The sequence below is a fragment of the Nostoc sp. genome (assembly GCF_036917635.1).
Lineage (GTDB): Bacteria > Cyanobacteriota > Cyanobacteriia > Cyanobacteriales > Nostocaceae > Nostoc.
This window is the reverse complement of the sequence record NZ_JBALCW010000043.1, coordinates 128109-140372: the sequence shown is the minus strand read 5'-3', so window position 1 is coordinate 140372 and position 12264 is coordinate 128109. Positions and strand designations below refer to the sequence as shown.

Sequence of the window (12264 nt, the reverse complement as noted above, 5' to 3'; positions counted from 1 at the left end):
TTTTTTCAGGGTTACTTAGGAGTCCAAATTATAATTTGGAATTTTATTTAAATGTAGTTTATTAATACTACTGATTGAAGTGCGGAATGTGGGTTGTAACGACTCTGGCGCATCATCTGGGTAATTTTTTGCATCGTTAGCACTGATGGCAACGATCGCTAAATCACTTGTAAAATAATCTTTTCCTAACTGCACTAATTCTTGTTGAATGTGCTTGACAAATGGGCAATGCCGACAAATAAACATTACCAACAGCGCTTTTTTATCTGCGAAGGTGGAAAGTGAAGTTGCCTTTCCAGATACTACTTCCGGTAGATTAAAATCTGGTGCTTTTGTGCCTAGTGGCAACATAGTTGAAGCAGTTAAAGCCATAATTCACCCAATATTTTTACGTTGATAGCGGCTTTTGCTATCAGTATATTTTTACTCTACCACTAAGTTTTCCATAAATTAAGAGACGGTAAATTTACCGTCTCTTATTATTTGTTGAGAATTAAGTTATGGAAATTATTTTTTATAGATTTGCCAAAACACCAACGATGCCGTGTCCTGTGAATACTTCTAATGCTATCAGAGAGACAAAACCAATCATTGCTAAACGACCGTTGAGCATTTCTGCGTAGGGAGTGAAACCAGTGCGATCGCCTTGCTCGTCTATATAAATTTTTGGCTCGATCGCAAAGTTGTTCAGTTTGCCTTGGTCATCAATTATAGCAGTGTTTGTACGCATGGATTTTTCCCTGTCTTCTCTTTATGTAAATAAATGTAACAAACTTATTAATATTTGTAAAGTATTTTAATCTGATCGAGTAGAAGTCCAAGCCAGAGAAGAGATATGATGATGAATCGAGTTCAAAGCAATGTCTAAGCAACAGGCTCTACTCCTTATTAGTAACTAAACCACGTCGATCTTGAAACCTATAGTTCTTCCATGATGAAAAGGATTTGCCCTCATCCCCCAACCCCGAATCCCTCTCTCTGGGATTCGGGGAGCCAGAATTTCAAACTCCCTCTCCCAGAGAGAGGGAGAGGGATTTAGGGAGAGGGTGAAAACTACGGTTCTCAACTAAGATTTGGTTTACTTTCAGTCACAAATTTATTCTTTAAACCTAATGCATCGATTTCGAGTAGAGGTTATTGCCAAAACACCAAACCCGCAGCAGGTGATTTATGCAGCGATGCACCAAGACTATACTGATGGGTTTGTGTTTGATGAGCGCGACTCTTGGCCTTCGGAGTCACAAAGCGGCGAAGTTATTGTTAAGCGACTTTTAGCAGGTGAGAGAGGACATTATGGGCCTCTAGAGCATCCCCAGATTGTTTTCAACTGTGGCTACTTTCCCCACAGCGTGATGCAGCAAGCCCGTACCCATCGTGTATCAGTATCATTTGATGTACAATCTTTTAGATATACAGGCAACCAATTTATCGATGTAGTAGAAGGTAAAAAAGACATAGAAGATGTTTTTTACCTCCGTCCTGTTGGTTATTACACTGATAGACAAGGCAAAAAATACCACTATTCATCAGAGCAACGAGCAGCAGATTTAGAGTGGTGTTTAGAAGCAGCTAAACGATATAAAGCTGATTTTGAGGCTGGGATGTCTGAAGAACACGCAAGAGGTAAAGTACCTTTTGATTATCGCCAACATTTTGTAGTTAGTTTCAATTTAAGGTCTTTCTTGCATTTTTGTGACTTGAGAAATAAGAAAGATGCTCAACTTGAAATTCAAAAATTGTGTGAAATGATGTGGCCTCATTTTGAAGATTGGGCACCTGCGATCGCACAATGGTATGAAAAGCAGCGTCTAGGTAAAGCGAGGTTAGCACCTTAGATAATCGCTTACCCCATGCTCTCGATATGCGAAATTTGACATAATTTGCGATAGGATAAAGTGATGCGACTATTCTCAGATTTATTGGGTTTGATTTAGAGCGATCGCATCTATTTTTTTGATGAACAAAGCTGTCGATGTTAGCACTAAAAAATTAATCAGCCTTGCACCAGATAATTGGGCAAAATGGGTGACAGGAATTCCCGACATTATTACAGGCGAAATCTTAAATACAGAATTCCAATGGATTAGCCGACAAAGCGATGTTGTAATTCAGGCTGAAAGTCCCCAATACGGAAAATTTCTCATTCTCAATGAATTGCAATTACGCTACACATCAGAAATGCCGCGTTGGATGCGTGCATATACCGCTCTTGCAGAAGAGAAATATAAACTACAAACGTACCCTGTACTCATTAATATTCTCAAAATCAGCAACAGTGAAATACCTACAAGCTTTGCATCCAATTTTATCGGGTTAAGAGCAATTCAAGATTACCGCGTGATAAATCTTTGGGAGGTTGACGTAAATATTGCTTTTGAGACACCATTACCCTCGCTGCTTCCCTTTGTACCAATTCTCAAAGGCGGAGAAAACGAGTCTACAATTAGGGAAGCATTGCGAATGCTACGTGCTGATGAGCAATTAAATCAACTTGAGACAGTTCTGGCATTTTTTGCAACCTTTGTATTAGAAAGTACTTTAGTTCAGGAAATCATGAGGTGGGATATGACAGTCTTAAGAGAGTCACCTTGGTATCAAGAAATTATACGTGAGGGAGAAGCACGAGGACAAGCAGAAGGAGAAGCACGAGGACAAGTACGTGGAATCATCTCTAGCATCGAAACAAGTTTAGAGGCGAAATTTGGCAGCGATGGTTTGGAGTTGATGTCGCAAATTTCGCAAATTTCTGACTTAGAGCAATTGAAAGAGATTTTACGCAGAATTGTTGTAGCAAATACAATTGAAGATTTACAGAATGTTTTGTAGGAAAAAGCGATCGCACTCCGATTTATAGGTATGATGTAGAGCGATCGCACAGATTAACAGGAACTTAAATTGAGCTATTTAGGAATATTTAATTATACCTTTGCTAATGTAACAATCTCTAGTTGATCCTGATATTTACCTTGACGGGCTTCATAACTAATAGCACATGGTTCACCTTCTAAAAATAGCAATTGCACTACGCCTTCGTTCGCGTAGATGCGACAGTCGGCACTAGAAGAATTGGAAAACTCTAAGGTAAGATGACCCCGCCATGCAGCCTCAGCAGGCGTTAAATTTGCTATTATACCACAACGTGCATAAGTACTTTTACCTATACATATTACTGTAATATTTTCAGGAACCTCTAGTTTTTCTAGAGCAACCCCAAGTCCATAGGAATGAGCAGGTAAAATAAAGTAACTGCCATTAGCATCTGTGTGCAGTGCTGTTGGCTCCAGATTCTGGGGATTAAAATTTTTGGGATCAACTACAGTTCCGGGAATGTGGCGAAAAATGCGGAACTCAGCCGGAGAAAGGCGTATATCATAGCCATAAGAAGACAAACCGTAGCTAATTACAGGTTGAACCGGTACAGACTCATCTTTTTGTACTTTTCGGATTAAACTTGGCTCAAAGGGCGAGATTAAACCCTTTTGAGCCATTTCAGTAATCCAGATATCGTTTTTAATCACAACTTCACAGCTAATTCAAACCGAATTACTAGGATATCGTGAATTGAGCATTTTGTTTAAGGTCGATAACTCCGGCGGATTTCTGTAATTTGATCTGCTACATCCAAGAGAGACTTTGGCATCTCTGGCCCTGTGAGAATGATATCCACGTGGGGAGGGCGTTTTGCCAGAAACGCTAAAACTTCACTTTCAGGAATTAAACCAAAGTTAATCGCTAAACTTAACTCATCTAAGACAACGAGAGAATACTTACTCTCACACACCACCTGCTGTGTATACTGCCACAGCTTTTGTAAAGCTTGATTTTCAGTATCATCTAAATGTGCTGTATCAATACAACGAGGCAAATCACAACGAATCCAATCTAAATTTTGTCCTAGTTGTATAGGTCTATCCTGTCCTTGACGAATACCCCCTTTGAGGAATTGAACTATTAATACTGGCGTTCCTTGTCCAGCTATTCTCAGTGCTTGCGCCATAACGCTCGTAAAAAAGTTACGGTGGGAGCTAGTGAAAACTTGCACTAGTCCTTCCACTGGATATGGTAAAGTAAGGGGTGAATTTATACTTGGAGTTTCTAACTGGGCAACCATAGGGTAATGTTCAAAAAATTACAATAAATTAAAGGTTTGGGCTGGCGGTACTTATTACAAATCTGCCTGTATAATCTATCTGTTTTTCCCAAGTGTCGTGGATTTGGCAAATTGCATTCTTAGTCAAACACTAGGTTTGTGCTGAAGTCAAGAGTTCTGTTAATTTATATTTTCGTCTTTTCTCGGAAAGGAGTTGTAAAAATAAAAACATTAGAGTTCCAGTTCAAATTATTTAAAAAAGCTAGGTATAACGGCTGAAAATCGCTAAATGTTAGATTTATCGGTTGTTTGGGCAAAACAGACTTAGCAAGTAGTGAATTTGACAGGATGAGGAGTAAATTGTTGTGAAATTGGTGATTCTGGGAGGTTCAGGATCGGGTAAAAGCACTCAAGCAGAAAGGCTTTGCAGATACTTTGATATTCCGATGATTTCTACAGGTGAGATTTTACGGGAAGCGATATCTGACGATAAGCTCCTCCCGGAGTTCCAATGGTTGGAAGCTGACCCACGCACTTCTCTTTCGGTTTACGCTAGCCTGAGTGAACTAGGTTACCACGCCCAGCCCTATATGCAAAAAGGCGAATTGGTTGCAGATGAAATGATCGTTGAATTGCTCCGAATTCGCCTCAGACAACCAGATATTAAGGGAGATTGGGTCTTAGAAGGCTATCCCCGTACTGCCTTCCAAGCTGAAGAATTAGATTTTTTATTAGATAATTTAGAGCAAAAGCTAGATTGGGCCATTTATCTCCAAGTCCCAGAAGCTGTTATGGTTAGCCGATCCTTGGGGCGATCGCTACCAGACGACCAACCAGAAATCGTGCAACGCCGTGTAGAATTATTCTACGATCGCACCATTCCAATACTTGAATATTACGACCGTCGTCGCTGCTTGTTGACCATCAACGGCGACCAGTCACCAGATATGGTGCTGCAAAATATTTTGACTCTGCTTTCAGTTCCTTAAAAGGAGTGAGGGACAAGAATTAAGGGACTGACAAGAAATAAATTATTCCAATAAACGAACCACTTCAGACAAGGCAGCGCGGTCTTGGGGGTTTCCCCCATGAGCGACTGCCGCACAGAGAACGCAGAGAGAAGAAATAGAGAGAGTTTTTGCGTCAGTTTTGGAACATTTTTTTATTTGTCAGTCCCTAATAACTATTGCCCATTCCCCATGCCCAATAACACTAAGGTAATCTTAAGGCAGTATTCTAAAACTTGAGGCAACTCCAATGGCTTGGCAGCGTCCTGACGGTCGTCTTGCTTACGAACTACGTCCGATCAGCTTTCACCCCAATTTTACCCACTTTGCCCCCGGTTCTGTTCTCGCAAGATGCGGTGATACTCAAGTACTTTGTAGTGTTAGCGTTAATAAGGGAGTTCCGAAGTTTCTTGAAGGAACTGGTAAAGGCTGGTTAACTGCTGAGTACCGGATGCTACCATCTGCTACCCAAAAACGGCAAGACAGGGAATTATTAAAATTATCTGGACGGACGCAAGAAATTCAACGTTTAATTGGCCGCAGTTTACGCGCAGCAGTGGATTTTGAGGCGCTGGGAGAACACACCCTGACTGTGGATGCTGATGTGCTGCAAGCAGACGCTGGAACTCGGACAACAGCCATTACAGGCTCGTTTGTGGCGTTGGCTCATGGGATTTCTAAATTGTTGCAAGAGGGGGTACTAGAGCGATCGCCTCTGTGTGGACAGGTAGCAGCCGTTTCCGTAGGATTACTAGATGGAGATCCATTTTTGGATCTGAATTATATCGAAGATGTGGCTGCAACAGTAGATTTTAACGTTGTGATGAATCAACACATGGGAATCATTGAAGTCCAGGGAACAGCCGAAGAAGGCAGCTTTAGCCGGACTCAACTGAATCAACTGCTAGATGTCGCCCAAAAAGGAATTCAGGAATTGTTAATCGCCCAACGCGAAGCGATCGCTGACTGGGAAGGGTTATTTGTGGGAGATTGATAATATGTCACTACCCAGGGCAAAATGAACTAATTAATTAGTTTTATTAATTTTTAATAAGAATTAATAAATGTATCCTCTGTGGCGGTAATCAACAAAGTATCAAGTAACTGGGTGTAAATAAAAATAATCATCAGAGCCGTTAGTAGTAAGTATAACCGACTACTGACAAGTTACGGTTGAAGGTATAAGCGTCTACGTTTTTCCAGCCTACCTAATCCATGATGTTAAATGTTTCAAAAGTTAAAAAGGAGGATTGTAATAAGTTCGGTATTGTATTGCCAGAAGCGAGCAATATGATGATGAAGCCATGAACAAAACCGTTGAAGTTCTTCCGGATCAACCAGCACTGGTTGCACGAGCGCTAGAATTAATTTTGTCCAAGTTAAAAACTGCCATTGAGCAGCGTGGGCAGTTTACGATCGCCTTATCTGGCGGCAGTACACCTAAACCGTTATACGAAGCGATCGCTACTCAAAAACTCCCTTGGGATAAAATTCATATATTCTGGGGGGATGAGCGTTACGTACCACCAGATCACCCCGATAGCAATGAACTGATGACGCGTCGGGCGTGGCTAGATCGTGTTGAGATCCCAGCAGCTAACATTCACCCCGTACCAACCTTAGAAGCTAATCCACAACTGGCTGCTGCTAAGTATGAACAACACCTTAAAGAATTTTTCAATTCTTCTGGGGGCGAGTTTCCCGCGTTGGATGTAGTATTACTAGGAATGGGTGATGATGCACATACCGCATCTTTGTTTCCCCACACAGAGGCTCTTAAAGTACGCGATCGCCTAGTTACCGTGGGTAACAAAGACGGAAACCCCAGGATAAGTTTCACATATCCCTTCATCAACGCTGCGAGCAGTGTGATTTTTCTAGTTGCTGGTGCTAATAAACGGCCAGCTTTGGCGCAAGTCTTTGCACCTGTAGCCGATGACTTCACTTACCCATCCCGCTTAATTCGGCCTCAAGGAGAACTTTGGTGGCTGCTAGATGCGGCAGCAGGTTTAGAACTTCAACATTAAACTTGGGAATTGGGCATGGGGCATGGGGCATTGGGCATTGGGCATTGGAGAGAGGGGAGTAAATTCTCCCTTGTCCGCCTCATCCCCCTCATTTCCCCTGCTCCTCCCTTTCCCCGTGTCCAATTAATGGTTCCATCAGCAGTAATTGCTAGAATCTAAAGCTAGGGCCGCCCTCTGCTTGCCAGTCCTACATGTATTTATGATGATCTTGAACAAAGGCTAAATATCGATGATCGTCTGCCCTAATTGCAATCATCCCAACCCTAACGGCGCTGTCCAGTGTGAAGCTTGCTATACACCGTTACCCGCGACTACTAACTGTCCCAGTTGTGGGGCAACTGTGCAGGCAGATGCTGCATTCTGCGGTCAATGTGGCTATAACCTTCACTCCGCAGGAGTTCCACACGTTCATCCTACGGCAGTTGTAACAGTTACTCCCGATGTTCCTGTGGAAGTTCCGCCGTTAGTTCCACCCGATCCCCTGTTAGAACTTTTACAACCAGATGCTTTGGGAATGGGCGAATCTACTAGCTCCCATCCCCCCGTCTCATCTTTACCAGCAACAGAGGTGGCAGCTCCCCCGGCCGCTCCGCCAAAGGTATCTGTGGCAGAAAGCAGCCCGCCAGAACCAGCGCCAGCCTTAGCAGCTCAACCCGTCTTTGGACAAAGTATTCCTACTCCACCACCGTTGGAACCAGCGTCAGCCCCCCAAGCCGAACTACAAGAGCCACCAGCAGCACCAGCCCCAACTGCAACTGTTGCCAAAACTCAATTGCAGCAGGTTACAGCGGGGTTAATCCACGTTCAAAGCGATCGGTTAATTGAATTGCCGCAAAATCTCTCTGTGATTCATATCGGCAAGCCCAATGACCGGATTCCCCCAGATATAGATGTTTCAGGATTTCCAAATTCAGAAGTTGTCTCGCGGATTCATGCAGATATTCGCGTTGAGGGAGATGCTCATTATGTAGAGGATGTAGGAAGTTCCAATGGCACTTACATTAATAATTCGCCACTCTTACCAGGGAATCGTCATCGCTTGCGACCAGGCGATCGCATCAGCTTGGGTAAAGGAGACTTAATGACATTTCTCTTTCAAATTGCTTAACTGATTCTCGATCAAATTGTGACATCAGTCTTGCGAATTTTAGATTTTGAATTTTGGATTTTAGATTGAAGAAATAATCTAAAATCTAAAATCTAAAATCCAAAATTGAATGCCCCACGAATTAATCGGGGGAATAATCTAAAATCTAAAATCTAAAATCTAAAATAAAGCAACCTATGAGGGAACCAAGTAAAAATTTTGAACCCTTGCTTACCAAAGAAGCCCCGCCAGTTGTTGAACGCATGGGGCTAACCTGGCTAATTGCAGCAGCGATCGCAACTGCTTTACTGTGGCAAGTACCAGGAGGGGATTATATCTTATACCCATTTACGATCCTGGCAACTTGGTTTCATGAAATGGGTCACGGCTTAATGGCACTCTTCTTAGGGGGACAGTTTCAGAAATTAGAGATTTTTAGCAATGGTTCTGGTGTCGCAACCTATGGCATCCAGTCGTCATTGGGGCCAATTGGCCTAGCAATAGTCGCAGCCGCAGGCCCAATGGGGCCGCCTCTTGCCGGTGCAGGTTTGATTCTGGCTTCCCGTAGTTTTACAGCAGCAACCCTCTGTTTAAAAATATTAGGAAGTTTTTTGCTATTTTCCACATTAATTTGGGTACGTTCCTGGTTTGGATTGGTAGCAATTCCCTTGCTGGGTTTAATAATCTTGGGTATTGCTCTGAAAGCACCTCGCTGGGCGCAGGGGTTTGTCATTCAATTTCTGGGTGTACAAGCTTGTGTAAGTACGTACCATCAACTTGATTATCTATTTAGTAGTTCTGCTGGTTCCCTTGGAATCTCTGATACAGCGCAAATGCAGCGATATTTGCTTTTACCTTACTGGTTTTGGGGCGGGTTAATGGCGATCGCATCTCTGGTGATTTTAGTCCAAAGTCTCCGCGTTGCCTATCGTTCGGAATGAAAAGATAGATGAGCGATCGCCCTCTTGCAGTCACGAATTCAACCCTCAGTATTTTTATTGCTGAATTAAATAGAGAGTGCCTGAAAGTACAACCCTTAGTTAACCAGTTACAGTTACCTAGTTTAACTCCTAAACAACAAGCTGAAATTCTCGCAGAACTCCTAGCTGTGCGGTGGGCGGTGAGGATGTCAACTAAGCTGACACTTGAGCGCGAATTTCATTTGCACAAGAACGACCTTGTTCAACATCAGCAATATTAGCAAAAGTTGTTTCTGCAATATTGTGGAGAGCTTCTGCTGTAAAAAAGGCTTGATGTCCGGTAATAAGTACATTGGGGAACGTCGTCAGACGCTGGAAAATATCATCTTGAATAATTTCGCCAGACAAATCCTCAAAAAACAATTCCGATTCTTGTTCGTAGACATCCACACCTAGATAGCCAATCTTGCCAGACTTCAACCCCTCAATCACTGCTTGGGTATCAATCAGCGCTCCTCGGCTAGTATTAATTAGCATCACGCCTGACTTAATCTGTTCTATAGCCTCAGCGTTAATCAAGTGATGCGTTTCGGGAATCAGGGGGCAATGTAGAGAGATAATATCGGAGTTAGCAAATAGTTCAGGTAGCTCTACATACTTTCCACCTAGCGCCTCTAATTCGGGATTGCGATAAACGTCATAGGCGAGTATGTGACAGCCAAACCCCTTCATAATCTGTGCTAAAATCAGACCTATTTTGCCCGTGCCAACAATCCCGACTGTGCGCTCATGCAAATTAAATCCCAACAGTCCATCTAGGGAAAAATTGCCTTCTCGAACACGGTTATAAGCCCGATGAATTTTGCGATTCAAGCTTAAAATCAATCCTACAGCATGTTCTGCTACCCCATAGGGTGAATAGGCGGGAACCCGCACAACGGTAATTCCTAAGTCTGCTGCGGCTTGTAAGTCTACATTATTAAACCCTGCACAACGGAGGACAACCAACCGAGTTCCCCGTGAGGCGAGAAGTTCTAAAGTTGGCGCGTCAACCTGATCATGCACAAATACGCAAACCGCCCCAAATCCGGCGGCGAGGATAGCTGTATCCCGATTTAAACGAGGTTCAAAAAATACTAACTCATGTTCCGTGGGAGAATTTGCAGCTGATAAAAATTTCCGATCGTAGGCTTTTGTACTGAAGACTGCTACTTTCATGCAAAACCTCAAACTCTATGCTGCACAATGTTCGACTACATGATAACCTTGGCAGTTAGAGAAGCAATGTCTACAATGGGCTATTCGGCATCACAGCTTTGAACAAAAAAGAATTCAGGATTGCTTTAAGGTAGATGACTGACTTTTGCCTGATCGAAGTAACCATACATCACCCGAGAAACTTCACGAATAAAATCCGTAGCTCTAATGTCATTATTCGGTCTTCGCACGAAAATTCCTGCTAAATAACGCTTACCCGATGGCGTTTCAATGATACCCGCATCGCCTAGTACAAACCGTAAAGTCCCTGTTTTATGGGCAATATTTGCACCATAACCTAAGCCAGATGGAAGCAAACTTTTATTGTGACAACGAATCATAATACCTAAAACTTTGGATTGACTTATATCAGAAATTAACTGATTATTTGTAATCAAAGCTGACAGTCGTACCAAGTCTTTTGCACTAGTTTTATTAGTTCCTTTAAAGTCTCCTAACATATTATGAATTACAGTACTTTGCAATCCCCAACTGCGAAACTTTTGATTTAATTTAGATGCACCACCTAACCGATCGATAATCATATTTGTAGCAGTGTTATCGCTAATAGTCATCATCTTGGTTGCAGTTTGCAACAGACTAAGCTTAGTTCCCACTCGTTGATACTGCATATCTCCAGAACCGCCAGCAACTTGTTTTTGCCGCATCACCAAAGTTTCATTTAGTTTGATTCTTCCTGCATCTACTTCTTGAAATAAAGCAATCAAAATCGGATACTTGATTGTGCTAGCGGCGGAAAAAGCTTTGTCACCGTTAAAACTAAAATAATCCCCTGTTTCTAAATCCATAAAAAAGATTCCGGGAGTAAGGAATCTATAGCGAGCCATTAATGCTTTAATAGGAGTTTTTAATTCTAATATCTCGCGTCCTAGAGGAACTATACCAGTAAATTTAGAAGTATTTATTGGGTTGACAGGATCGCTTAGAGGAACCGGAGGAATAAATTTAAGTTTTGGTAGTTGTAAATCAGATTGATTTGCACTCCAGTCGTTTACGTTGCCAACTTGATTCGTATTGGGATTCGCTTTTACAGGGGACGATAGTAAAAGAATACTTGTAAGGCTCAGTAAGAACCAGCGTAGTTTCATGCAGGGCTGTGAGGATAGTGTTGGATTTATTTACAGAGATTTTCCGAAGAAGTTAATCAAATCCGGATTGATTGACATAGTAATCACTAAAATATCTCATGTCAAGAGATATTAATAAGAGATTTTTGGAAATATCTTAAAATAATAATTTTGAAAAACAATATAAGTAATAATATAAAAATACGTTTATATTACATTAATTAATTATGTAATTATACAAATGCTAAGAGATTAGAATTGCGGTTTTAATTTTGCTAGCAAGGATTTATACATAGCGATCGACATAAAAAAAGCACCCGCAGTGGAACCAATTAAAAAGTTGAAGCTGAACACGACAAAATGACTAATAGCCATTAGTTATTAATCGTTTTCTAACAGTTATAAAATTTCTATAAGAGACTTACCTGCATCAGGTTGGATGTTTGTTTTAGGCGTAATCTTGGTTAACTTAATGAATAGATTGCGGTAAATCGCTAAACAAATAAGTAGCTAGACAAGATAAAACCAAACTATGTAACGAAAAGTAAAATCTCTGTATTTGGCTCGTAGTTGCGCCCTCTTGCGCTTTAGCGCAACTACGAGCCAGTGATGATTATTTGCACCCACTTACTTAGGACATCTGTGATGTCATTGACTTTTGACTTCCCCGAACGCGAATTTATGTTGAACGAAGTCGAAACATAGTGTCTTTAAGAGTTGGGGCTGACTCGCCGGGTAATTGGGGCAAGCACGATCGCGGTAGTCTTGGGCTTGGGGGGTGGCGTTCC

General features: G+C 41.9%; 12 protein-coding genes and 1 pseudogene. 7 read left to right on the top strand and 6 right to left on the bottom strand.

All coding sequences use genetic code 11. The features are described 5' to 3' along the window. Positions 1 to 93: 93 nt before the first annotated feature. Both V7K32_RS12515 and V7K32_RS12510 read right to left on the bottom strand, forming a co-directional pair. Positions 94 to 372, bottom strand: a pseudogene (locus V7K32_RS12515) (redoxin domain-containing protein); the annotation flags it as partial. Between the two features lie 142 nt (positions 373 to 514). Beyond that, positions 515 to 730: a chlorophyll a/b-binding protein gene (locus V7K32_RS12510; protein WP_334993581.1), complete on the bottom strand. Its 216-nt coding sequence runs from the start codon at positions 728 to 730 to the stop codon at positions 515 to 517. Positions 731 to 1112: 382 nt separating this feature from the next. Between V7K32_RS12510 and thyX the strand changes: the two genes are divergently transcribed. Both thyX and V7K32_RS12500 read left to right on the top strand, forming a co-directional pair. After that, positions 1113 to 1835 carry an FAD-dependent thymidylate synthase gene (gene thyX, locus V7K32_RS12505; RefSeq protein ID WP_334993579.1) on the top strand — a complete coding sequence of 241 codons (723 nt, stop codon included), beginning with the start codon at positions 1113 to 1115 and terminating at the stop codon, positions 1833 to 1835. 121 nt (positions 1836 to 1956) lie between these two features. Further along, complete coding sequence (locus tag V7K32_RS12500) at positions 1957 to 2826, top strand: Rpn family recombination-promoting nuclease/putative transposase (protein ID WP_334993577.1); 870 nt, start codon at positions 1957 to 1959, stop codon at positions 2824 to 2826. Positions 2827 to 2918: 92 nt separating this feature from the next. Here V7K32_RS12500 and dcd read toward each other — a convergent pair whose 3' ends face one another. Both dcd and V7K32_RS12490 read right to left on the bottom strand, forming a co-directional pair. Then, complete coding sequence (dcd, locus tag V7K32_RS12495; RefSeq protein ID WP_334993587.1) at positions 2919 to 3488, bottom strand: dCTP deaminase; 570 nt, start codon at positions 3486 to 3488, stop codon at positions 2919 to 2921. Positions 3489 to 3574: 86 nt separating this feature from the next. After that, positions 3575 to 4111 carry a P-loop NTPase family protein gene (locus tag V7K32_RS12490; RefSeq protein WP_334993575.1) on the bottom strand — a complete coding sequence of 179 codons (537 nt, stop codon included), beginning with the start codon at positions 4109 to 4111 and terminating at the stop codon, positions 3575 to 3577. A 344-nt stretch (positions 4112 to 4455) separates the two neighbouring features. Here V7K32_RS12490 and V7K32_RS12485 point away from each other — a divergent pair, with 344 nt between their 5' ends. The 5 genes from V7K32_RS12485 to V7K32_RS12465 all read left to right on the top strand — a co-directional run bounded on the left by V7K32_RS12485 (position 4456) and on the right by V7K32_RS12465 (position 9152). Further along, entirely contained in the window at positions 4456 to 5079 is a 624-nt protein-coding gene (locus V7K32_RS12485; RefSeq protein ID WP_334993573.1) for an adenylate kinase family protein, read from the top strand. Positions 5080 to 5347: 268 nt separating this feature from the next. After that, positions 5348 to 6091 carry a ribonuclease PH gene (gene rph / locus V7K32_RS12480; protein ID WP_334993571.1) on the top strand — a complete coding sequence of 248 codons (744 nt, stop codon included), beginning with the start codon at positions 5348 to 5350 and terminating at the stop codon, positions 6089 to 6091. Positions 6092 to 6401: 310 nt separating this feature from the next. After that, positions 6402 to 7124 carry a 6-phosphogluconolactonase gene (gene pgl, locus V7K32_RS12475; protein ID WP_334993569.1) on the top strand — a complete coding sequence of 241 codons (723 nt, stop codon included), beginning with the start codon at positions 6402 to 6404 and terminating at the stop codon, positions 7122 to 7124. Between the two features lie 229 nt (positions 7125 to 7353). Beyond that, positions 7354 to 8232 (top strand): FHA domain-containing protein, encoded by an 879-nt coding sequence (locus V7K32_RS12470; RefSeq protein WP_334993567.1) that lies wholly within the window; start codon positions 7354 to 7356, stop codon positions 8230 to 8232. 176 nt (positions 8233 to 8408) lie between these two features. Further along, a complete protein-coding gene (locus tag V7K32_RS12465) occupies positions 8409 to 9152 on the top strand; it encodes a M50 family metallopeptidase (protein WP_334993565.1) in 744 nt (247 codons plus the stop codon). Between the two features lie 192 nt (positions 9153 to 9344). On the opposite strand, the gene V7K32_RS12460 is transcribed toward V7K32_RS12465, so the two are convergent. After that, entirely contained in the window at positions 9345 to 10349 is a 1005-nt protein-coding gene (locus V7K32_RS12460; RefSeq protein ID WP_334993563.1) for a 2-hydroxyacid dehydrogenase, read from the bottom strand. A 125-nt stretch (positions 10350 to 10474) separates the two neighbouring features. Further along, positions 10475 to 11497 (bottom strand): serine hydrolase, encoded by a 1023-nt coding sequence (locus V7K32_RS12455; protein ID WP_334993561.1) that lies wholly within the window; start codon positions 11495 to 11497, stop codon positions 10475 to 10477. Between the last annotated feature and the right edge of the window lie 767 nt (positions 11498 to 12264).